This window comes from Geodermatophilus sp. URMC 63 (assembly GCF_053502565.1).
Genome location: NZ_CP199956.1, coordinates 3,656,654 through 3,678,503, shown reverse-complemented (window position 1 = coordinate 3,678,503; position 21,850 = coordinate 3,656,654). Strand labels below are relative to the sequence as shown.

23 protein-coding genes are annotated in these 21,850 nt (G+C 74.9%); 6 read left to right on the top strand and 17 right to left on the bottom strand.

Annotated elements, in window-relative coordinates:
- Positions 1-38: 38 nt before the first annotated feature.
- From ACWIZO_RS17980 to ACWIZO_RS17960, 5 genes are all read right to left on the bottom strand, one after another.
- Positions 39-437: an ankyrin repeat domain-containing protein gene (locus ACWIZO_RS17980; RefSeq protein ID WP_448639010.1), complete on the bottom strand. Its 399-nt coding sequence runs from the start codon at positions 435-437 to the stop codon at positions 39-41.
- Complete coding sequence (locus ACWIZO_RS17975) at positions 434-1,201, bottom strand: dienelactone hydrolase family protein (RefSeq protein ID WP_448639009.1); 768 nt, start codon at positions 1,199-1,201, stop codon at positions 434-436. Before ACWIZO_RS17975 ends, ACWIZO_RS17980 begins: the two co-directional genes overlap by 4 nt.
- A gap of 48 nt (positions 1,202-1,249) precedes the next feature.
- Positions 1,250-1,789 (bottom strand): hypothetical protein, encoded by a 540-nt coding sequence (locus ACWIZO_RS17970; RefSeq protein ID WP_448639008.1) that lies wholly within the window; start codon positions 1,787-1,789, stop codon positions 1,250-1,252.
- A gap of 77 nt (positions 1,790-1,866) precedes the next feature.
- Positions 1,867-2,436 carry a hypothetical protein gene (locus ACWIZO_RS17965; RefSeq protein WP_448639007.1) on the bottom strand — a complete coding sequence of 190 codons (570 nt, stop codon included), beginning with the start codon at positions 2,434-2,436 and terminating at the stop codon, positions 1,867-1,869.
- A gap of 69 nt (positions 2,437-2,505) precedes the next feature.
- Positions 2,506-2,973 carry a PPOX class F420-dependent oxidoreductase gene (locus ACWIZO_RS17960; protein WP_448639006.1) on the bottom strand — a complete coding sequence of 156 codons (468 nt, stop codon included), beginning with the start codon at positions 2,971-2,973 and terminating at the stop codon, positions 2,506-2,508.
- A 107-nt stretch (positions 2,974-3,080) separates the two neighbouring features.
- Here ACWIZO_RS17960 and ACWIZO_RS17955 point away from each other — a divergent pair, with 107 nt between their 5' ends.
- Positions 3,081-4,451, top strand: coding sequence for an AI-2E family transporter (locus ACWIZO_RS17955; RefSeq protein ID WP_448639005.1), 1,371 nt, complete (start codon positions 3,081-3,083; stop codon positions 4,449-4,451).
- 78 nt (positions 4,452-4,529) lie between these two features.
- Positions 4,530-5,480, top strand: coding sequence for a proteasome assembly chaperone family protein (locus tag ACWIZO_RS17950; protein ID WP_448639004.1), 951 nt, complete (start codon positions 4,530-4,532; stop codon positions 5,478-5,480).
- Positions 5,481-5,511: 31 nt separating this feature from the next.
- On the opposite strand, the gene ACWIZO_RS17945 is transcribed toward ACWIZO_RS17950, so the two are convergent.
- The 8 genes from ACWIZO_RS17945 to ACWIZO_RS17910 all read right to left on the bottom strand — a co-directional run bounded on the left by ACWIZO_RS17945 (position 5,512) and on the right by ACWIZO_RS17910 (position 13,910).
- Positions 5,512-6,840, bottom strand: coding sequence for an MFS transporter (locus ACWIZO_RS17945; protein WP_448639003.1), 1,329 nt, complete (start codon positions 6,838-6,840; stop codon positions 5,512-5,514).
- A 163-nt stretch (positions 6,841-7,003) separates the two neighbouring features.
- Positions 7,004-8,671: a catalase gene (locus ACWIZO_RS17940; RefSeq protein WP_448639002.1), complete on the bottom strand. Its 1,668-nt coding sequence runs from the start codon at positions 8,669-8,671 to the stop codon at positions 7,004-7,006.
- Entirely contained in the window at positions 8,668-9,141 is a 474-nt protein-coding gene (locus ACWIZO_RS17935) for a Fur family transcriptional regulator (RefSeq protein ID WP_448639001.1), read from the bottom strand. The genes ACWIZO_RS17940 and ACWIZO_RS17935 overlap by 4 nt, the downstream gene beginning before the upstream one ends.
- Positions 9,142-9,285: 144 nt before the next feature.
- Positions 9,286-10,170: a formyltetrahydrofolate deformylase gene (gene purU / locus ACWIZO_RS17930; protein WP_448639000.1), complete on the bottom strand. Its 885-nt coding sequence runs from the start codon at positions 10,168-10,170 to the stop codon at positions 9,286-9,288.
- Positions 10,171-10,216: 46 nt separating this feature from the next.
- Positions 10,217-11,140 carry a non-homologous end-joining DNA ligase gene (ligD, locus tag ACWIZO_RS17925; protein ID WP_448638999.1) on the bottom strand — a complete coding sequence of 308 codons (924 nt, stop codon included), beginning with the start codon at positions 11,138-11,140 and terminating at the stop codon, positions 10,217-10,219.
- Positions 11,137-12,123, bottom strand: a complete 987-nt coding sequence (gene ligD, locus ACWIZO_RS17920) for a non-homologous end-joining DNA ligase (protein WP_448638998.1) — start codon at positions 12,121-12,123, stop codon at positions 11,137-11,139. Before ligD (ACWIZO_RS17920) ends, ligD (ACWIZO_RS17925) begins: the two co-directional genes overlap by 4 nt.
- A gap of 3 nt (positions 12,124-12,126) precedes the next feature.
- Positions 12,127-13,146, bottom strand: a complete 1,020-nt coding sequence (gene ku, locus ACWIZO_RS17915; protein ID WP_448638997.1) for a non-homologous end joining protein Ku — start codon at positions 13,144-13,146, stop codon at positions 12,127-12,129.
- Positions 13,147-13,292: 146 nt separating this feature from the next.
- Positions 13,293-13,910 (bottom strand): DUF1360 domain-containing protein, encoded by a 618-nt coding sequence (locus tag ACWIZO_RS17910; protein ID WP_448638996.1) that lies wholly within the window; start codon positions 13,908-13,910, stop codon positions 13,293-13,295.
- Positions 13,911-14,055: 145 nt separating this feature from the next.
- On the opposite strand from ACWIZO_RS17910, the gene ACWIZO_RS17905 reads away from it, so the two are divergent.
- The gene (locus ACWIZO_RS17905; protein ID WP_448638995.1) at positions 14,056-14,568 is read left to right on the top strand and encodes a hypothetical protein; all 513 of its coding nucleotides are present in this window, start codon (positions 14,056-14,058) and stop codon (positions 14,566-14,568) included.
- 344 nt (positions 14,569-14,912) lie between these two features.
- The gene (locus ACWIZO_RS17900; protein ID WP_446760124.1) at positions 14,913-15,311 is read left to right on the top strand and encodes an STAS domain-containing protein; all 399 of its coding nucleotides are present in this window, start codon (positions 14,913-14,915) and stop codon (positions 15,309-15,311) included.
- 109 nt (positions 15,312-15,420) lie between these two features.
- Here the strand turns inward: ACWIZO_RS17900 and ACWIZO_RS17895 are convergent, their stop codons facing one another.
- Complete coding sequence (locus tag ACWIZO_RS17895; protein WP_448638994.1) at positions 15,421-16,431, bottom strand: DNA topoisomerase IB; 1,011 nt, start codon at positions 16,429-16,431, stop codon at positions 15,421-15,423.
- 60 nt (positions 16,432-16,491) lie between these two features.
- Positions 16,492-18,366, bottom strand: a complete 1,875-nt coding sequence (locus ACWIZO_RS17890; RefSeq protein ID WP_448638993.1) for a SpoIIE family protein phosphatase — start codon at positions 18,364-18,366, stop codon at positions 16,492-16,494.
- 275 nt (positions 18,367-18,641) lie between these two features.
- On the opposite strand from ACWIZO_RS17890, the gene ACWIZO_RS17885 reads away from it, so the two are divergent.
- Both ACWIZO_RS17885 and ACWIZO_RS17880 read left to right on the top strand, forming a co-directional pair.
- Positions 18,642-19,139, top strand: coding sequence for an ATP-binding protein (locus ACWIZO_RS17885; protein ID WP_448638992.1), 498 nt, complete (start codon positions 18,642-18,644; stop codon positions 19,137-19,139).
- The gene (locus ACWIZO_RS17880) at positions 19,136-20,080 is read left to right on the top strand and encodes an RNA polymerase sigma factor SigF (protein ID WP_448638991.1); all 945 of its coding nucleotides are present in this window, start codon (positions 19,136-19,138) and stop codon (positions 20,078-20,080) included. Before ACWIZO_RS17885 ends, ACWIZO_RS17880 begins: the two co-directional genes overlap by 4 nt.
- A 77-nt stretch (positions 20,081-20,157) precedes the next feature.
- Here the strand turns inward: ACWIZO_RS17880 and ACWIZO_RS17875 are convergent, their stop codons facing one another.
- A complete protein-coding gene (locus ACWIZO_RS17875; protein WP_448638990.1) occupies positions 20,158-21,324 on the bottom strand; it encodes an SPFH domain-containing protein in 1,167 nt (388 codons plus the stop codon).
- An 81-nt stretch (positions 21,325-21,405) separates the two neighbouring features.
- Positions 21,406-21,849, bottom strand: a complete 444-nt coding sequence (locus tag ACWIZO_RS17870) for an NfeD family protein (protein WP_448638989.1) — start codon at positions 21,847-21,849, stop codon at positions 21,406-21,408.
- Position 21,850: the final 1 nt, after the last annotated feature.

The window sequence follows — 21,850 nt, the reverse complement described above, 5'->3', positions numbered from 1 at the left end:
CCAGGGTGACACGCCGCGCCCGCGTCCGGGGGGACCCGTCAGCGGGCGGGGCGCCCCAGCAGTGCCGACATCTCCGGCAGCTCGAAGAACACCGCCGTCTCGCGGGCGCTGGGCCCGCCGGCGTCGGGGTCGGCCCCGGCGTCGAGCAGCGCGCGCACCGCGGGCTCGGAGCGGCGGAACACCGCGGCGGCCAGGGCCGTCTGCCCGCGGTCGTTGGCCCGGCCGTGGTCGGCGCCGCGGGCGAGCAGCGCGGCCACCGTCTCGGGGTGGTCGTGGTAGGCGGCCAGGATGAGCAGCGTGTCGCCCTTGTCGTTGGTGAGGTCGACGGGGACCCCGGCGTCGACGTAGGCGGTCAGCTCCTCGGTGTGCCCGAAGCGGGCCAGGTCGAAGACCCGCGCGGCCAGCTCGATCACCCCGGGGTCGATGGGCTCGCTCACGGGGCCGCACCGCCGGCCCGGTCCACCAGCTCGAGCAGCCGCCGCCACGCGTCCTGGCAGGCGTCCTCCCACTCGGTCGCGGCGCGGTCGAAGAAGGAGTGCGGCGCACCGTCGTAGACGGCGGTGGTCACCTCGGCGCCGGCCGCGCGCATGGTCTCGGCCAAGGCGAGCTGGTCCTCGACGGGGGTGGCGGCGTCCGCGCCGGCGATGAGCATCAGCGTCGGCCGGGAGGCGCGGGACGCGGCGTCGCCCACCATGACCGGCCGGCCGTAGAAGCCCGCGCAGGCGGCGACGTCGAGGTCCCCGCCCGACTGACGCCAGGAGTGGCTGCCGCCGAAGCAGAAGCCCACCGTGACCACGGGCAGGTCGGGGCGGGTGCGGCGGCGCAGCTCGGCGATCGCGGCGGCGAGGTCGGCGTCGATGCCCTCCGGCGTCGTCTGCGGGATGTGCGTCTGCCAGTCGAACTCCCCGTCGCGGCTGCCGCCCTCGGCCAGGCCGGCGGTCCGGCCGAACCAGTCGATCGCCAGCGCCGGCACACCGGCCTCGGCGAAGCGCTCGGCCAGCGCCACGTAGTAGGGGTGCAGGCCGCGGATGTCGGGGAGGACGACGACGCCGGCGGGGGCGCTGCCGACGTCGGCCGGAGCCGCCCAGGCCGCGGAGAACTGCGTGCCGTCGGCCGCGGTGAGGGTGGTCAGTTCGGTCGCGGCGACCTCACCGGCGTGGCGGGGCGGCGCGGGTGGGCGGCTGCTCGGGTCGTGGCACATGCAGGCAGTGCTACCAGGCCGTCCCCCGGGCCGCCCGGCGGGCCCCGGTCAGTGCCCGCCGGTGCGCTCGGCGGCCTCCGGTCGGCCGCCGAAGACCGCCGCGGCCACGTCGCGCCGGGCGTCGGTGAGCCACTCGTACTGCCGGTTCGCCTGGTCGATGAGCCGGTCCAGCTCGGCCCGGGGCAGACGGTCGTCGACCTCCGCGGCGATCCGCAGCGTCTCGAAGCCGCTGCGCTTGCCGCGCACGGCCGAGGCGAGGAACTCGAACTCGATCAGGTCCGACAGCGGTGAGCGGGAGAGCAGCCGGCCGTTGAGCTTGGCGCGGGAGAGCTTCTCGGCCACCCAGACACCGAGCTGCTTGTACTGGCGCACCGGGACGCCGAGCGCCTGCGCGACGTCGAGCAGGGAGGACTTCTCGTCGCGGAGCTCGGCGAGCAGCTGCTGCAGCGGCGGCTCCCACCGCGACCCGCGGTGCACGCCGATCATCCGGCACACCAGCTCGATGCCGCCCGTGGCGGCGGCGAGGTGGTCGTTGAGGTAGACACCGAGCAGCTCGGTGTTGCGCTGCGGGTGCACGGGCTGGGTCATCCGGACCTCCTCGGGGCGGTTCGGGTCCCATTCTCCGGGGTGCGGTGATCACCGCGCGCGGCGGTCCCCGGGCGGGCTCAGCCCGCGGCGCGGACGAGCAGGCGGGCGGCGGCGGGCCGCAGCTCCTGCTCGAGGTCCCACAGCCCCGCCGACAGCCGCTGCGCGACCGCCTGCCGGGAGACGCCGAGCTCGGCGGCCACGGCCGCGCGGGCGGCGCCGGCGGCGACCAGGTCGGCGGCGGCCCAGGCCGCCCGGCTGCGGCGGGCCAGCAGGACGGCCAGCGCGGAGAGCACCGCCTGCGCGTCGGCGGACGCGGCCGGGTCGGTCCCGCGGACGGCGAGGCGGGCCGGTGTGCGGGTGGCCGCCTCCAGCGCCCGGCGGGCGACCAGCAGCACCGGGCCGTCGTCGGCCGAGGCGGGAGCGGCTCCCACCCCGATCCGCCAGCCACCCTGCCGCACCAGCGCGACGACGGCGTCGACGGCCGCCCGCGCCGCGGCAGCGGGGTCGCCGTCGTCGACGACGGCGACCCCGCTGCCCTCCCGGATCGGCCGCACCGCCGTCCCCACCGGCAGTGCCGGCCCGGGCGGCGGGGCACCGGGGATCGCGGCGCTGCCGGACCGGGGAGCCCAGCCGATCGCGAGCAGCACGGGCGCAGCGTCGTCCCCGGAGGCCGTCCGGGCAAGCTCCTGGCCTTGCCCGGCGCGCCGGGCGCCGGCTCAGTCCCCGGTCGCGAGCTCCGGCGGGAAGCCGCCGGTGGCCACCGGCCCCCAGGACTCGACCGTGATCCGCAGCAGCGACTTGCCCTGCCGGGTCATCGCGGCGCGGTACTCGTCCCAGTCCGGGTGCTCGCCGCTGATGGAGCGGAAGTACTCGACCAGCGGCTCGAGCGCCTCGGGCAGGTCGAGCACCTCGGCCCGGCCGTCGACCTGCACCCAGGGGTCGTCCCACGCGTCGGAGAGCACGCACAGCGAGACGGCGGGGTCGCGGCGGGCGTTGCGCACCTTGGCCCGCTGCGGGTAGGTGGAGACGACGACGCGGCCGTCGGCGTCGACGCCGTAGGTCACCGGTGACAGCTGTGGCCCACCCTCGCGGCGGCGGGTGAGCAGCACGGCACGGTGCCGCGGGCGGAGGAACTCCAGCAGGGCGGTGCGGTCGACCCGGTCGGCGGTGGCGGTTCTCGGCACGCCCCGACGCTAGCCCGCAGGAGGGGGAGGTACCGGGCGGGACGGTCGCCGTCGGCGGTGGTGATCTCCGGACGGTGGGTCGCGATGATCTGTGGTGCGATCGACCCATGAGGTTCCGCCTGCCCGGACACCGGGACGACGCCCCGGGATCGGCCGGGGGCTCCACCGTGGGGGTCCCTGGCGCGCCCCGGCCGGACGCGCCCCGGACCGGCGGCGACCGCGACGGCGACGCGGGGAGCCCGACCCCGTCCCTCACCGGCGAGGGCGGCTCGGGTGACCCGCGCCCCGGCGACCACACCGCCACCGTGGCCCCCGCGCCCACCTGGCAGCGCGGCGAGCGGGCCGGCTCCGCGGTGCGGTCGCTGGCCATCGCCTCGGCGCAGCTGCTGCTCATCAGTGCCGCGCTCGTGGTCGTCGGCTGGGTGCTGGGCAAGCTGTGGGTCGTCCTGCTGCCGGTGATCCTGGGGCTGCTGTTCGCGACCGTGCTGTGGCCGCCCACGCGCTTCCTGCGCCGGCACGGCTGGCCGCCGGCACTGGCCGCGGCGGTCGTGCTGCTCGTCTTCCTGGGTCTCATCGCCGCGCTGATCGCGGTCATCGCCCCGCAGGTCGCCGACCAGGTCACCGAGCTCGCCGACCAGGCCGCCGACGGTCTCGAGCAGGTCCAGCAGTGGCTGCAGGGTCCGCCGTTCAACATCGACGAGGAGCAGATCGGCCAGTACGTCGACCAGGCGATCAACTCGGTGCAGGCCAACGCCTCGAACATCGCCGGCTACGCGGCCTCCGGCGCCTCGGCCGTCGGCAACGGCCTGGTGAACCTGGTCCTGGCGCTGCTGCTGGCGTTCTTCTTCATCAAGGACGGTCCGCGCTGGGTGCCGTGGCTGGCCGCGCAGACCGGCCCGCGGGCCGCGCCGCACGTGGCCGCGCTGTCGCAGAAGACGTGGAGCACGCTGTCGGAGTTCATCAAGCAGCAGGCCCTGGTCGGGTTCGTCGACGCCCTGTTCATCGGCATCGGGTTGTGGATCTTCGACGTCCCGCTGGTGATCCCGCTGGCGGTCCTGACGTTCTTCGGTGCGTTCATCCCGATCATCGGCGCCTTCGTGGCCGGCGCCTTCGCCGTGCTGATCGCGCTGGTGGACGAGGGGTTCACCACCGCCCTGATCATCTTCGGCATCGTGCTGCTGGTGCAGCAGATCGAGGGCAACGTGCTGCAGCCGATCATCCAGGGCCGCGGCTTCAACCTGCACGCCGCCGTGGTCATCCTCGCCGTCACCGCGGGCAGCAGCCTGGCCGGCATCCTGGGCGCCTTCCTCGGCGTGCCGGTGGCCGCGCTGATCGCCGTCGTCTACCGGTACGGGCGCGACGTCTTCGACGGGCGACACCCCGAGGTGGCCGGTGACGGCACGCGGACCCAGGTCGCCGGCGACGACGACGGCGCGGTGCTCACCCGCACCCCGGCCCCGGGGACGCCCGGCAGCTGACCGGCGGGTGGCCGCCGGGAATGCCCGGGGGCCCGTCGTCGCTGATCACGGTGACGACGACCTGCAGGAGGTGCCCCCGTGGCGCAACGACCGGACGAGCTCGTCGAGCTGCTCCCCGAGGCCGAGCCGTTCCTCGCCGCCGAGGCGGCGGTGCCCGAGCCCGCCCGCCGGCGCGGTCTGGTGCTCGTGCACGCCCTCGCCGGCGACTTCGACGCCGCCTCCTCCGCCGCCCTGGCCGGCGCCCACCTGCTGGCCACGCTGCCGCACCGCACGGTCGCCCGCTTCGACGCCGACCTCCTGGTCGACTACCGCGCGCGCCGGCCACGGATGACCTTCTCCGGCGACCGGTACGAGACCTTCGACGCGCCGGAGATCGTGCTGTGGGCGGTCGAGGACGACTCCGGCGAGCCGTTCCTGCTGCTCACCGGACCGGAGCCGGACTACCGCTGGGAGGCCTTCGTCGCCGCGATCGCCGGGCTCGTCGAGCGGCTCGGCGTCACCTCGGTCGTGGCCCTGCAGGCGATCCCCATGCCGGTGCCGCACACCCGGCCGGTCACGGTCACCGCGCACGGCACGCGCCGCCAGCTCATCGACGCCTATCCCGTCTACTGGGGCGAGATGCGCATCCCCGGCAGCGCCGCGGCCCTGCTCGAGCTGCGCCTCGGCGAGGCCGGGGTGGACGCGCTGGGCGTGGCCGCACACGTACCGCACTACCTGGCGCAGGCCACCTACCCGGCCGCGACGCTGACCCTGCTCGAGCACCTGGGCCGGCTGACCGGCCTGCTGCTGCCCACCGAGACGCTGCGCGAGGCGGCACAGCGCAACCGCAGCGACCTCGACGAGCAGATCGCCCGCTCCTCCGACAACACCGCCGTGGTCGCCGCCCTGGAGCAGCAGTACGACCAGTTCACCTCCGCCCGCGAGGGCACCGAGCTGCTGGGACAGGTCGGCGAGGTGCCCAGCGGCGAGGAGATCGGGGCCGAGCTCGAGCGCTTCCTCGCCGAGCAGGACCGCCGCAGCGGGGAGTGAGGGAGGACCCGCGCGCCCCGTGGAGGGCGGGTCAGGCGGGCCGGCGTGCGGCCGTGCGGGTGACCGCGAGCGCCGCGGCGCCGAGCACGCCGACCACCGCGAAGAGGTAGAAGCCCCAGGGGAAGGCCACTCCCGCGCCGACGAGCAGGCCGGCCAGCAGCGGGCCGACGATCGCGCCGACCCGGCCGGCCCCGGCCGACCAGCCCAGCGCGGTGCCGCGCACCTGCGGCGGGTGGTTGCCGCTGACCAGCGCGTAGACCAGCACCTGGGCGCTGAAGACGAAGCAGCCGGTCAGGAAGACCATGAGGTAGATGCCGGCGAGGGGCAGCCGGATCGACAGCAGCGCGAGGAACAGCGCCGCCGCGGCGAACCAGCCGACCCCGGCGGTGCGGACGCCGATCCGGTCGGCCACCGTCCCGGCGACCAGCAGACCCACGATCGCGCCCACGTTGAGGACCGTGAGGAAGGCCAGCTGGGCGCCGAGGTCGTAGCCGGCCTCGCGCATGATCCCGGGCAGCCAGTTGTTCAGGCCGTACACCAGGAGCAGGCCCATGAACGACGTGACGCCGATGGCCAGCGTGTTGCGCAGGTAGCCACCGCGGAACAGCGTGGCCAGGGTGGCCGCGGCGCCGCCGGTGCTCGCCTCCCCGGCGTGCGGGTCGACCGGCGCGGCCGGGTCCTCGAGCGTGAGCCCGTGCCGGCGGGCGACCTCCTCGGCCTCGGCCCGTCGGCCGTGCGCGAGCAGGTAGGCGGCCGACTCGGGCAGGTGCCGCAGCATGAGCGGCACCAGGACGAGGGCCGGCAGCGCGCCGATCACGTACATCCACCGCCAGCCCAGCGGCTCGACCACCAGGATGCCGAGGGCGGCGGTGGCCACCGCACCGACGTGGTAGCCGGTCATCATCGTCGTCGTCACGCGACCGCCGCGGGCACCGCGGCTGAACTCGTTGACCATGGCGATCGCCGTCGGCAGGCACCCGCCGAGACCGAGCCCGGCGAGGAAGCGCAGCAGGCCGAAGACGAACGGGTTCGGCGCCAGCGCGCAGAGCAGGGTGAGCACCGAGAAGGCCGTCACCGAGGTGATCAGCGCCTTGCGGCGCCCGAGCAGGTCGGTGAGCGTGCCGATCGTCAGCGCGCCCACCATCATCCCGACCAGCCCGACGGTGATCAGGGCGCTCGCCCCGCCGGCGGACAGCCCCCACTCCGCCGACAGCCCGAATAGCGTCGTGGGGACCACGACGAGGTCGAAGCCGTCGAGCAGCACGGCGATCCAGCACAGCGAGGCCACCCGGCCGGCTCCGCGACCCCCGGCTCCTGGACGTCCCGCCGTCTGGCCAGTGCTCGTCGGTGTGCTGCTCATGTCTCCTCCTGGCGCGACGCTGCGGACCCCGGGCAGACGGTAGGTGAGCCAGACCCTGCCGACCCAGCAGGGGCTCCCGGCCCATGGGAGGCGACCGGCCGGGAACCCACAGCGGGCCGCGACCGGGGGTCCCGGTCGCGGCCCGCCAGCCGTGCTGGAGTGGTCAGCCCTGGGCGACGGCGACGTGCTCGTTGGGCACGCAGTGCGTCATCACGTGGCCGCTGACGTCACGCGGGCCGTTCTTGCCGAGGTTGGCGGCGCGCTGCTGCTCCTCCTCGGACAGGGTCTGCGTCTGCAGCGGGGCCAGGCCGCGGACGTCGTCCGCGGTGATCCCCAGGGCGTCGCCGACGCGCTGGCCCCACTCGTCCTCGCACATGAAGAAGTGCCAGACCATCCGCTCCTGGATCTCGCGGCGGCACTGCTGCAGGGCGCCGACCAGGTTCGCCACCAGGTCGTCCTTCTCCCACTGCTCCGACAGCAGGTAGCGCTCGCCGGCCTGCGCGTAGTCGTTGGTGCGCGGGATCCGCTTGCGGGTGACGCGGCCGGTGATGACCGGGCCCTGCTCGTCGTGGGTGGGGTACTCCGCCTCCCGCAGGCCGCCCAGGATCGACGGCTCGTAGTTCACGTGCGGGTTGGTGCCCTCGGCCCGGTCGACGCCGTAGGCCATCTGGCCGTCGCGCTGGTTGGTGGCCACCCGCGCCTTCGGCTGGTTGACCGGCAGCTGCAGGTAGTTGGGGCCCACCCGGTAGCGCTGGGTGTCGGAGTAGGAGAACGTCCGGCCGACCAGCATCTTGTCGTCGGAGAAGTCCAGGCCATCGACGAGGACACCGGTGCCGAACGCGATCTGCTCGTTCTGCGTGAAGTTGTCCTCGGGCATCCGGTCGAGGGTCATCGTCCCGACCTTGCGGAGCGGGAAGACCTCCTCCGGCCAGACCTTGGTGTCGTCGAGCGGGTCGAAGTCCAGCTCCGGGTGCTCGTCGTCGCTCATGATCTGCACGTGCAGCTCCCACGACGGGAAGTCGCCGGCGGCGATCGCGTCGTGCAGGTCCTTGGTGTGGGCACCGAGGGTCTGGGCCTGCGTGGCCGCGGCGTCGGCGGCGGTCCAGGACCTCACACCCTGCTTGGGCAGCCAGTGGTACTTGACCAGGACGGTCTCGCCCTCGGCGTTGACCCACTTGTAGGTGTTCACGCCGAAGCCCTGCATGAACCGGTAGGAGGCCGGCGTGCCGCGGGGGCTGAAGACCAGCGAGACCATGTGCATGGCCTCGGGGGTCTGGCTGAAGAAGTCGAAGGCCCGCTCGGCCACGCTGGCCTCGAACGTGACCGGGTCCGGCTTCTGCGAGTGGATGAAGTCGGGGAACTTGATGGCGTCGCGGATGAAGAAGACGCCGAGGTTGTTGCCGACGAGGTCCCAGTTGCCGTCCTCGGTGTAGAACTTCACGGCGAAGCCGCGCGGGTCGCGCGCGGACTCCGAGGAGTCGCGGCCACCGGCGACGGTCGAGAAGCGCAGCGCGACGTCGGTCCGCTTGCCCTTCTCCTGGAACAGCTTGGCGCGGGTGTACTTCGCGACCGGCTCGTCGCCGACGGTGCCGTCGGCCTCGAAGTACCCGAAGGCGGTCACACCGCGGGCGTGCACGACGCGCTCCGGGATGCGCTCCCGGTCGAAGTGGCTGATCTTCTCGAGGAACTGGTAGTTCTCCAGGGTCGCCGGGCCGCGTGCGCCCACCGTCCGCTGGTTCTGGTTGTCGTAGACCGGGTGGCCCTGACGGTTGGTCAGGACCGGGCGGTCGGCCTCACTGGGGGCAGTGCCCTGCGATGCGACGTCGGTCATGCGGGTGTTCCTCCTCGATTGTCGTGCTGAAGGACCTGTGGGGCCTCCTCCGCCGTCCGCACCCGGCACTCGCGGCACAGACCCCAGAAGACGACCTCCGCCTCGTCGACGGCGAAGCCCGCCGTGTCCGAGGGCGACAGGCACGGAGCCGCCCCGACGACGCAGTCGACATCGACGACCACGCCGCACGAGCGGCAGACCAGGTGGTGGTGGTTGTCCCCCACGCGGACCTCGTAGAGCGCCGGGGCGCCGGCCGGCTCGACCCGGCGGGTCAGGCCGACGGCGACCAGCGCCTTGAGGACGCCGTAGACGGCCTGCGGCGACAGCGTCGGGTGCGCCTGGCGGGCCACCGTGACCAGCGTGTCCGCATCGGCGTGCGGATGGCCGGCGAGGGCGTCGAGGACGGCCAGTCGCGGCCGCGTCACCCGCAGCCCGGCGTCCTGCAGCCGGGGCGCCCACGTCGTCTCCATCGACTCCACTCAACCGGCTTTTCTTGAATGAGTCAAATCAAGCCGCGTTCCCGGCTACTCCCCCGGTCCGTTCCAGGGGTACCCGGTCACCACCGGGGACCACACGTGGAGCCCGGTGGTGGCCGGCGGCGGGCGGAGCGCGCCTCAGGCGAAGACGATGGTGCGGTCGCCCTCGACGACGACGCGGTCCTCGACGTGCCAGGTCACCGCCTGGGCGAGCACCTGCCGCTCGACGTAGCGGCCCACCCGGCGCATGTCCTCCACGGTGGCGCGGTGGTCGACCCGGGCCACCTCCTGCTCGATGATCGGCCCGGCGTCGAGGTCGGGGGTCACGTAGTGCGCCGTCGCCCCGATCAGCTTCACGCCGCGGTCGTGCGCCGCCCGGTAGGGGTTCGCCCCGACGAACGCCGGCAGGAAGCTGTGGTGGATGTTGATCAGCCGCTCGGGGAAGCGGCTGCAGAAGTCGGCCGAGACGATCTGCATGTAGCGCGCGAGCACCACCAGGTCGACGTCGCCGACCAGCTCCAGGGCGCGCGCCTCGGCCTGGGCCCTGGTCTCCGGCGTCACCGGCACGTGGTGGAAGGGGACGCCGGCCGCCAGCGCCACCGGCTCGAGGTCGGGGTGGTTGGAGACGACGGCGACGATGTCGGCGGGCAGGTCACCGGCGCGCACCCGGTAGAGCAGCTCCTGCAGCACGTGGTCGGTCCTCGACACGAACACCGCCACGCGCGGCCGGCGGGACGCCTCGGCCAGCCGCCAGATCAGCTGCCACTGCTCGGCCAGCAGCTCCAGCGCGCCCTCCAGCTGGGTCCGGCGGGCCGCCAGCCCGGGCAGCACGAACTCCAGCCGCAGCGTGAAGGTGCCGCCGGTCGGGTCCGACGAGTGCTGCTGGGACTCGGTGATGTTCGCCCCGACGTCGGCCAGCAGCCGGGAGAGGACCGCGACGATGCCCGGGCGGTCGGGGCAGCGGACCACCAGCCGCCCGACGTCGGAGGAGCCGGAGTCGTGTGCGAGCGGGGCGGCGGACACGCGCGAGATGGTGTCAGGAGCACGACGGGGGCCGTCCCGCCGGGGCTCAGACGGCGGGCAACCGGCCGCGGGTCCGGTCGGCGACGTCGAACAGGTCGCCGTACTCCTCGACCCGGGCCAGCACCTCCTCGGTGTGGAACCGCAGCTCGCCGGGGTCGGCGCCGCCGCCCCGGACGGCGTCCACCTCGTCCCAGCCGATCGGCGTGGAGACCGTCGCGTCGGGCCGGGCGCGCAGCGAGTACGGCGCGACCGTGGTCTTGGCCGGGTTGTTCTGGCTCCAGTCGACGAGGACCTTGCCCGGCCGCAGCACCTTCTCCATCCGCCAGACGACGCGGTCGGGCGTCTGCGCCGAGAGCTCCTGCGCCAGTGCCTTGGCGTAGCGGGAGGGCTGCTCGCGGTCGGTGACCCGGATCGGTGCGTAGACCTGCATCCCCTTGGACCCCGACGTCTTCACCACCGGGTCCAGCCCGTCCTCGACCAGCCGCACCCGCAGCCGCTCGGCGACCTCGCAGCACTCCCGGATGCCGGCGTCCGGGCCGGGGTCGAGGTCCAGCACGAGCAGGTCGGGCAGCGTCGGCTGCCGCCTGCTGCCCACCTGCCACTGCGGCACGTGCAGCTCGAGCGCGGCCAGGTTGGCCGCCCAGGCGAGGTCGGCGACGGTCTCCAGGACCACCATCTCGAGGACCTCGCGGTCGCGCGAGCTGCCGGGGCTCGGGACGGTGACCCGCCGCACCCAGTCCGGCGCGTGCCGGGCGGTGTTCTTCTCGAAGAAGGCCGGCCCCTCGACGCCGTCGGGCCAGCGGGTGAAGGTCACCGGCCGGCCCGACAGGTGCGGCAGCAGCACCGGCGCGATCCGCACGTAGTAGTCGATGACCTGCGCCTTGGTGAAGGAGACCTCGGGGAAGAGCACCTTCTCCAGGTTCGAGACCGACAGCTGCCGGCCGTCCACGCGCACCCGCTGCCGGCTCACGGGCTCCACTCCACCACGACGTCGTCGACGTCGAGGTCCTCGCGCAGCCCGCGCCACGCGGGGTGGCGCATCCGGCCGTCGGCGGTCCACGCGGCGAAGGCGACCTCGCCGACCAGGTCCGGCTCGGCCCACCGCGCGTCGCGGGCGACCTCGCGCGGGATGGCGTCGGCGAACGGCGGCGTCCGGCGCGGGCGCAGCAGCCCGCCGAGCTCGCGCAGCGCCGCGTCGGTGAAGCCGGTGCCCACGTGACCGGCGTAGACCAGCCGGCCGTCGTCGTCGTGGACGCCGACCAGCAGCGAGCCCACTCCCCCGGCCCGCCGCCCCTTGCCCGGCCGCCACCCGCCGACGACGACGCCCTGCATCCGGACGTGCTTGACCTTGCGCCACTCCGGCGCGCGCACGCCGGGCCGGTAGGGCGAGTCCAGCCGCTTGGCGACGACGCCCTCCAGGCCGTTGTCCCGGCTCGCCGCGTGCACGTCGGCGCCCCCGCCGCGGAACCACGGCGTGGTCACCCACCGCTGCCCGGCCGCGCCCAGCTCCTCGAGCCGCTCGCGCCGCACCTCGTAGGGCTCCTCGAGCAGGCGCTCGCTCCCGACGGTCAGCACGTCGAAGACCAGGAAGGTCACCGGCGCCGCCGCGGCCAGCCGGGCGACGTCGGCGCCGCCGGTGCGGTGCATCCGGTTCTGCAGCAGGCCGAAGTCCGGGCGGCCCAGCCGGTCGAGGGCCACCACCTCACCGTCGAGGACGACGTCGGCACCGGCCAGGGCCGCCGGGAGACGGCTCAACTCGGGGTAGCGGCCGGTCACCTCGGTGCCGCTGCGCGCCCACAGGCCCAGCCGGCCGTCGCGGACCGCGGCCAGCGCCCGGACGCCGTCCCACTTGAACTCGTAGCCCCAGCCGCCGTCCTCGCGCCGCGGCGGCAGCTCCCCGGCGACGGCGAGCATCGGCGCCGGCACCGGCTCGGGCAGCGGGTCGGGGCGCACGGGTCAGGCGCTGCGGCGCGAGGTCCGCTTGGCCGGCTCCTTGGTCGCGGCGGTCACCTTGCGGGCGCGCGGGCGGGCGGGGGCCTCCTCGGCCGCGGCGGCCTTCTCCGCCGGCGTCCTCTTCGCGGCGGCCTTCTTCGCCGGGGCGCGCTTCGCCGGCGACGGCTCGTCGGCCTCCGCCGTGCGGGCCCGCGTCCCCCGCCGGGCCCGCGGGGCGGGGGCCTCGTCCTCGGTGGCGGTGGCGTCCCCGCCGCCGCGGGCGCGCTCGACGCTGCGCCGCAGCGCGCTCATCAGGTCGACCACGGCCGCGCCCGGGTCGGCCGTCTCGGGCACCGGCTGCACCTCACCGCCGGTCTGCTTGGCCTCCAGCAGCGCCGTCATCGCCTCGCGGTAGTCGTCGGTGAACTCACCGGGGTCGAACTCGCCGGCCATCGAGGTGATCAGCGCCTCGGCCATCTGCAGCTCCTGCGGCCGGACGGCGACGTCCTCGTCGAGGAAGCCGAAGTCGGGACGGCGGATCTCGTCGGGCCAGCGCATGGTGTGCAGCACCAGGACGCCGTCGCGCACCCGCATCGCGGCCAGCGACTCCCGCTGCCGCAGCGCGATCTTGGTGATCGCGACCTGGCCGGTGTTCTCCAGCGCGTCGCGCAGCAGCACGTAGGGGCGGGTCGCCGGGCCGTCGGGCTCGAGGTAGTAGGTCTTCTCGAAGTGGATCGGGTCGATCTCGCTCTGCTCGACGAACTGCAGGACCTCGATCTCCCGCCGGGTCGACAGCGGCAGGTCGGCGAGGTCGTCGTCGGTGAGGACCACCAGCTGGCCGTCGGGGAGCTCGTAGCCCTTGGCGATGTCGCCGTACTCGACCTCCTCGCCGTCGATCGAGCAGATCCGCCGGTACTTGACCCGCCCGCCGTCGACGGCGTGCACCTGGTGGAAGCGGACGTCCTTGTCCTCGGTCGCGGAGTACAGCTTCACCCCGATGCTGACCAGGCCGAACGAGACCGCGCCGCGCCAGATCGAGCGCATGTCCACTCCCCTTCCCCGGGCTCTGCGACCGCCGGCCGGCCGGTTCCGCAGGATAGGTGCGGGTCCCGGCCACCGGCACGCGCTCGGCCGACGGGCTCCTCCGCCCGGGGGAAGCGGGCTGTGCTGCTGGACGCTGCTGTCGCGGCTCAGGCCGACTCGGAGTGCCGCCCGGCGGAGTCGGCGTCCTCGGCCCCGCCGGTCCCATCGTCCTCCTCGTCGTCGCCGGTGACACTGCTCTGCAGCGCGTCGTAGGCGAACTGCAGGACGTCGGACCCGGCCACCATCGTCATGGTCAGCGCGGCCAGGCGGGTGGCCCGCGGCGCGGCGACGTAGCTGAAGACGAACGCGGTGCCCACCCACTGCGCCAGGCAGAACGGGCAGGTCACCAGCTCCCCGACGGCGTGCTTCCAGCCGTGCTCCGCGCGCACCTGCTCGGCCAGCTCGGCCTCCCCGGAGGCCCCGTCGAAGCGGGCGAAGGGGGCGCGCAGCGGGCTGGTGACGGGGTCCTTGGCGATCCGCCGGGCCAGCCGGAAGGTGCCGACGGTGAGCAGGACGGCGTCACCGAGCGGGATGCGGGTGGGCAGCTCCCGGCCCGACGCGCGCACCACCGCGGCGCCCGCGGCCACCGCGGCGCTGTAGACGCTCATCGCGCCGAGGAAGCCGCCCAGGGGTCGGTCCTGACCACCGTCGTACGCCTGGCCCTGCTCCTCCGCCCAGCGGCGCACCGGCCGGCTGATCCGCTGCACCTGGTCTGGAATCGCCATGCGCCGAGCGCTACCCGGTCGTCCACCGCCCCATGCCGCCGGCGGGCGTGGTGCGCGTTCCCGCATGGCCCGCCGGACGGCGGGTAGGCGGAGGGCAGTCCGCCGCCGGGACCCCGGTCCCGGCGGCCCGAGAGGAAGGGACCCCGTGACCGAGAACGATCCCGGCGCGCTGCACTCCGCGCAGAACGACGCCGACTTCCCCGACGACGAGCGCGGCCTGACCGGCGTCGCCGAGGACCCCGCCACCCCGCGGCCGGAGGGCCAGACCGCCCGGGACGTGTTCCCGGAGGACGAGGGCATCCCGGAGGTGGCGCAGGACGACTCGCCCACCATGCAGTCCGCGGAGGACCCGGAGTTCGCGCCGATGCCGGGCGAGGACCCCGGCGCGGTGACCGACTTCGGCACCACCGCCCGCGAGCAGTCCGACGGGGAGTCGCTCAGCGGCCGGCTGGACCGGGAGGTGCCCGACGTGCAGCCCGGCGTCCGCCCCGCCGAGGACCCGGAGGCGGCGTCCATGCAGCTGGAGCAGGACACCTCCACGACGCCGGAGAGCGACTCCGGCACCAACCGGACCGCCGACGACGTCGAGGCCACCGCCGACCGCCGGGCCGGCGGGGAGGGGCCGGAGGAGGCCGCCGTCCACGCGATCGACCCCTGAGGCAGGACCGCACCCCGCAGCCCGCGCCCCGGCACCCTCCGGTCAGGACCCGGCACACCCAGGACCCGGCACACCCAGGACCCGGCACACCCAGGACCCACCGCCCGCGCCCGGCGGGACGCCCCAGCGGCGTCCCGCCGGGCTGGTTGGCGTCTCGCCATCCGGTTGTCTACGTTGGATGACGCGGTTGAGCAGGCAGCCGCGTGCGCCGGCCGCCCGCCTGGCTCCGGCGCACTTTTCAGGACCACCGGTGCACCCGGGGGTGATCACACCCCCGGGGCGTTCGTCGGTAGATTGACCGGTGGCCGCGCCGTGCGGTGTGGCCACTGAGAGGAGCTGCGTCCGTGACCGCATCCGACCTGCCTGCCGGAGGGCAGCACGACGTGCCCAGCGAGGGCACGGAGGCACCCTTCGACGACGTGATCACGCTCTCCACCGCCACGGGCGAGGACGGCTCGGTCACGGTGACGGTCGTCGGCGAGGTGGACACGTTCACCGCCCCGGTGCTGCGCTCCTCGCTGGACACCCAGCTCGAGCAGCAGCCCCGCGAGCTCGTCATCGACCTGTCCGGTGTCCAATTCCTGGGCTCCGCGGGTCTGGCCGTCCTCGTCGAGACCCAGAAGTCCGCCCGCTCGCGCGACGTCGACCTGCGGCTCGTCGCCACCACCCGGGCGGTCACCCGCCCGCTGGAGGTCACCGGCCTGATCGACCTGTTCACCATCGTGGACAGCAGCGCGCGCTGACCACCCGCACCACCCGCAACGAGGCCCCGCTCCGGCGGGGCCTCGTTGCGTTCGCCGGCCCCTGCAGGCGGGCCGGCCGGCGAGCGGCGGGCCCCTGCAGGCGGGCCCGCTAGGCGGACAGCAACTGGCAGACCGCCTGTTCGAGCACGCGCTGCGCCTCCCGGTCGTCCTCGGCGCTCGCGGCCCGGGTGAGCGCGTCGGCCACGGTCTCCCCGTGCTCGTACCGGTCGACCACCCGCGGGTCGACGTAGCTGGCCTTGCACACCGCCGGGGTGTTGCCGAGCTGCTCGGAGACCCGCACGTACGCGGCCTTGATCGTCTTGTTCCGCGCCGTCTTGTTCCTCGGCGGCGGCTGCTCGGCCAGCGCGGCGGCCATCAGGACCGTCGCGTTCCAGGTGCGGAAGTCCTTCGCGGTGATCTCCGCGCCGCTGACCTCCTTGAGGTAGGCGTTGATCTCGTCGCTGGTGACGTCGTGCCAGGTGCCGTCGTCGAGCTGGTAGGCCAGCAGCTCGTCGCCGGCGTCGTCCGGCCGCTCGAGCAGCTGCCGGACGACGGTCGCCGTCGGCCGGTCGGTGATCTCCACCTCCCGCTCGATGCTGCCCTTGGCGGTGTACCGGAAGAAGGTCCGCTCCCCCCGCACCGTGACGTGCTCACGGCGGAGGGTGGCCAGGCCGTAGGTGCCGTTCTCCTCGGCGTACTCCTCGCTGCCGATCCGGAAGGTGCCCAGGTCCAGCAGCCGCAGGGCGCAGGCCAGCACCCGCCCCCGGTTGAGCCCCCGGGTGCGCAGCGCGGTCGCCACCTGGTCGCGCACGTCGGGCAGCTCGGAGGCGATGGCCAGCACCCGCTCGTGCTTCTCGGCGTCCCGCCGGGCCCGCCATGCGTCGTGGTAGCGGTACTGGCGGCGCCCGGCGGCGTCGAGCCCGGTCGCCTGGATGTGCCCGTTGGGCCAGGGGCAGATCCAGACGTCCTTCCAGGCCGGCGGGATGGCGATCGCCCGGACCCGGTCGAGCCGTTCGGCGTCCCTGATCAGCTCCCCGTGCTCGTCGCGGTAGGAGAAGCCGCGCCCGGCCCGGCGACGGGTCCAGCCGGGGCCGTGCACGTCACTGCGCCGCAGTCTCACGCCCCGTGGATGGGCACCGGAGGCGTCGCTCAAACGACCGGCACCCGGACGGGCGCCGGCTCAGCGTAGCTCGACCAGCCGCTCCAGCCCGCTGACCAGGAGGATGTGGCGGGTGACGCCGCCGTCGGGGGCGTACACCACCAGCCGCCAGCCCTCGGCCTCGGCGATGGCGGCCACGGCGAGCACCACCCGCACCGCCGCGCTGCTGAAGAGGGTCACCCCGGTCAGGTCCAGCTCGACGCGGACGGTGCCGCCGTGACTGGCCTCCAGCAGCCGGATCCGCAACTGCTCGGCGCTGACCATGTCGACGTCGCCCGTGGCGTGCACCACCGGACTGCTGCCCGTGCGGTCGACGACGACGCTCGCGCCGGTGCCGCCGGCCAGGTGCTCGGGCTCCTCGTCGGGCGACTGACGCAGCCGGGTCCGCAGGGTGACCGTGGTGCCGTGCTCGCCCTGCACGACCATGCCGTCGACGAGCTGCCGCATGATCAGCAGCCCCCGGCCGCGGTCGCCGGGGTCGCGGTCGGGCGGGCGCCAGGTGCCCTCGTCGCGGACGGTCACGGTGAGCATGCCGTCGACGTCCACGGCCGCGGTGACCTGCACGGGACCGGGCTCGGTGTCCCGGTAGGCGTGCTCGGCGGCGTTGGCGCACGCCTCGCCCACCGCGACCATGACGCCGACCCGGTCCTCCTCGCCCATGCCCAGTGCCGTGAGCCACGCGCTGAGCCGGCGGCGCACCGCCGGCAGCGACGAGGGGACGGCGAGCAGATCCAGCTGCAGCGGCTCGACCGAGTGCGCCCGACGGTGGGTCACCAGGACGGCGATGTCGTCGGGACGGCCGTCGGGGGTGAGCAGTCCGCCGACGATCACACCGGCCAGCCCGGCCACCGCCTCGCCGTCGAGGGCCGCCGGGTCGGCGAGCGCGGCCCGGGCCACCTCGGTGAGCCGGGACAGCCCCTGCGCCGGCGGTGGGCCGGTCGCGGTGACCGCGCCGTCGGAGTAGAGGACGAGCGTGGCGCCCCGCTCGAGCTCGGCGCGGGCGACGGGGGTCGGGGCCCCGCGCAGGGTGCCCAGCGGCGGCCGGGCGGTGACCGGCAGGTAGGCGGTGCGCCCGTCGGCGTGCACGAGCAGCGGCGCGGGGTGGCCCGCCGCCGCGTAGGTCAGCGCGCCGGTGGCGGCGTCCAGGACGGCGTAGAAGACCGAGGCGCCCTGCACGTCCTCCATCTGGACGGCGAAGTCGTCGAGTGCGGCGAGCACCGCCGCCGGCGCGGGGTCGCGCAGCGCGCTGGAGCGCAGCGCCCCGCGCAGCCGGCTCATCGCCGCGGCGGCGGGCACCCCGTGGCCGACGGCGTCGCCGATGACCAGCGCCAGGCGGCCGTGGCCCAGCGACACCGCGTCGTACCAGTCGCCGCCGGCCGACCGCACGGAGCTGGCCGGGTGGTAGCTCCCCGACAGCCGCACGTCGGGCAGCAACGGCAGCGAGGGCGGCAGCAGCGAGTGCTGGGCCTGGCCGACGACGTCCTGCTCGGCCGGCGCCGCCGGCTGGTGTCCCGGGGGACCCGGGGCGCCGGCGGGACGCGCGGGGCTCTCCTCGACCACCAGCACGACGCCGGGCCGGCCGCCGGACACCAGCGGGCGCAGCGCGACCGTGACCGGTGGCCCGTCGCCGGGGAGGACGCCGGTCAGCGTCTCGGGCCGGCCGCTGTCGAGGACCGCGGCGACGAGGTCGGCGACCGCCCGGCCGCCGACGACGGGCAGGTCGGCGGGGTCGGGGCCCAGGGCACGGGCGCGGGCGTTGGCCCAGAGCGTGCGCGGTCCGGGGCCGGCCAGGAACCACAGCGCCGAGGGCGCGTCCTCCAGCGCGGCGACCAGTGCCGCCGGGCCCACGTCCTCGGCGGGACGGGGCCCCGGCGTGCTGCCCTGGCTGGCGTTCATCCGGGACAAGCAGACAACAGGGCCGGTACCCCGGCAACCGCGCACGGTAGCCGCCCGGACGGCCTCCCGAGAGGGGTGCCGACGGTGTTTGGGAACCGGTCCGGATCGGGTAGGGGCGGGTGCTGGACGGACAGTGGAGCCCGCCCCCACGCGCACCCCGGCAGGGCGGCCGGGCAGGATGGCACACCGCCGGCCGCGGCCGGCGGGGCCGGGGCCGGCGAGGGCCCGGCGCGCGGGTGGCCGACCGCGGTACACGGATGAGGAGCAGACGACGGATGGCGGACTCGAGGAGTGCCCCCGCGCAGGACGGGCGACGCACCGAACGGCTGGAGCTGCGCGTGCCGAGCACGCCCAACCAGCTCCCCGCGGTGCGCGCGATGGCCGGTGACCTGGCCATCCGCATGGACTACGACCTCGACTCGGTCGAGGACCTGCGCCTGGCGGTGGACGAGGCCTGCGCGACCCTCGCTGCGATCGCCCTCGGCGAGGCCCCCCTGACCGTGGTGTTCGAGACCACCCGCGCCGGGCTGCACATCGACGCCTGGGTGCCGGTCGCCGAGGGGACCGACGTCCCGCGCGACGGCTTCGGCTGGGCGGTGCTGCAGACGCTGGCCGACAACGTCGACGGGCGCGCGGCGACGCAGGGCGACGTGCCCGCCGGCGACGGCGGCGACGCCGCGGTGGCCGTCATCTCCATGGACAAATACCTCCCCGGCCAGCGGCCGGGCGAGCTCGTCGGCGGTGCGGGCCAGAACCGCTCGGTCGCCCCGTGACCCCGGCGGCCGCCAGCCACCGGGCCGTCGAGGAGGACCCCCTGTCCGACCACACGTCCGGGACCCCCGGGGGTCCGGCGGAGGACACCGCCGAGGACACCGCCGAGGACACCGCCGAGGACGCGACGGCGCCCGCGTCGGAGGCCCGGGAGGCCGACACCGACAGCGCGCCGGTGTCGGACAACCGCCGTCGTGCCGAGCGGACCGCGCCGCTGTTCGCCGAGCTCGCCACCCTGGAGAAGGACGACCCGCGCCGGGAGCGGCTGCGCGAGATCCTCGTCGAGGAGCACCTCCCCCTCGTCCGGCACTTCGCCCGCCGCTTCAGCAACCGCGGCGAGCCCTTCGACGACCTGCTGCAGGTGGGCACGCTCGGGCTCATCGCCGCGATCGACCGGTTCGACCCGACCCGCGGGGTGGAGTTCCTCTCCTTCGCCGTCCCGACGATCACCGGCGAGATCAAGCGGCACTTCCGCGACCAGGGCTGGTCGGTGCGCGTCCCGCGGCGGCTGCAGGAGCTGCACCTGTCGCTGAACTCCGCCGTCGGCGAGCTGGCGCAGAAGAACGGCCGCGCGCCGACGCCCTCGGAGCTGGCCGAGCACCTCGGCATCCCGCGCGAGGAGGTCCTCGAGGGCCTGGCCGTGGCCAACGCCTACCGCAGCAGCTCGCTGGACGAGCGGCTCTCCGGCGAGGACGACTCCCCCACGCTGGCCGCCACGCTCGGCGAGGAGGACGCGGCGCTGGAGGGCGTGGAGTACCGCGAGTCGCTGCAGCCGCTGCTGGCGACGATCCCGGCCCGCGAGCGGCGCATCCTGATCCTGCGGTTCTTCGGCAACATGACCCAGTCGCAGATCGCCGCCGACATCGGCATCTCGCAGATGCACGTCTCCCGGCTGCTGTCCCAGACCCTGGCCAAGCTCCGCGAGGGCCTGCTCAAGGACTGACGGAGGACCCCCTCGCCCCCACGCCTCGCGAGCTCGGCGCGGGCCCCTGCGAGGGGGCAGTTCCAGGACGTCGCCGGTCAGGCCTGCGTCGGGTTGCCGTTCTGCTGCCGGACCTCCTCGGCGAGCTGGGGCAGCGGCGGCGGGGCGGGCAGCGCCGGCTCGTCGTCGGTGATGCTGCGCAGCTCGATCTTGGCCTCGGGCTGCTCGGCGGCCGGCGGCAGCTGGGACTCGAACCAGCTGCTGGTGTCGATCGGGCGCGCCGGCGCGGCGCCGTCGGCCGGCGCCGGGACGTCGAGGAAGGACCGCTCGCCGTCGGCCCCGCCGAGGCGGCCGAGGCCCTCGAGGGCCTTGCTGAACTCGCTCGGGACGATCCACATCTTGTTGGCGTCGCCCTGGGCGATCTGCGGCAGCGTCTGCAGGTACTGGTAGGCCAGCAGCCCCTGGTCGGGCTTGCCGTCGTGGATGGCCTGGAACACCGTCTCGATCGACTTCGCCTGCCCCTGCGCCTGCAGGAACAGCGCCGCCCGCTCACCCTCGGCCCGCAGGATGCGGCTCTGCCGCTCGGCCTCCGCCTCGAGGATCGCCGCCTGCTTCCTGCCCTCGGCCGACAGGATCGCCGAGGCCTTCTGCCCCTCCGCGGAGGTGATCGCGGCCTGCCGCTGCCCCTCGGCGGTGAGGATGATGGCCCGCTTGTCGCGGTCGGCGCGCAGCTGCTTCTCCATGGAGTCGCGGATCGACGGCGGCGGCTCGATCGCCTTGATCTCCACCCGGGCGACCCGCAGCCCCCACGGGCCGGTGGTGCCGTCGAGGACCTCGCGCAGCTGGCTGTTGATCCCGTCGCGGCCGGTCAGCGACTGCTCGAGGTTCAGCCCGCCGACGACGTTGCGCAGCGTCGTCGTGGTCAGCTGCTCCATGCCGGTGATGTAGTTCGCGATGCCGTAGACGGCCAGCCGCGGGTCGGTCACCTGGAAGTAGACGACGGTGTCGATGCCGACCTGCAGGTTGTCGGCGGTGATCACCGGCTGCGGCGGGAAGGAGATGACCTGCTCGCGGAGGTCGACGGTGGCGCGCACGCGGTCGATGAACGGCACGAGCAGCGACAGGCCCGGGGAGAGTGTGCGGCTGTAACGACCGAGCCGCTCGACCACCTTGGCCTGGGCCTGCGGCACGATCGTCACGGCCTTGGCCACCACGATGACGAACACCAGCGCGACGACCAGCAGGGCGATGAGGGCGGGAGTCACGGGATCCTCCGGTGCGTCGCGGACGGTGCACCGATCATCCTGCCGCTCGCGGCGTCGCCGGTCACGCACGTCCGGCGCGGGTCACCCCAGTTCGAGGGCGTCGCCGACGACGGCGGTCGCGCCGTCGACCTGCAGGATGCGCACGGTCGTGCCGACGGGGAAGGTCTCGCCGCCGTACTGGCTGCGGGCGCTCCACTCGTCGGCGCCCACCCGGATGCGGCCACTGGAGGCATCGACCTCCCGGGTCACCCGGGCGGTCCGGCCGATGAGCGCCTGCACGCCGTCGACGTGGCCGGGGACGTGGCTCTCGAGGCGCGCCTTGGCCGCCGGCCGGACGACGGCGAGCAGCAGCGCCGAGACGACGATGAAGGCGACCAGCTGGACGGCGACCGCGCCGCCGGCGAGCGCGACGACCGTGCCGCCCACGGCGCCCCCGGCGAACATCAGCAGCACGAGGTCACCGCTGGCCACCTCGCCGGCGACGAACAGGCCCGAGGCGATCATCCACAGCAGCCACGCAGCCATG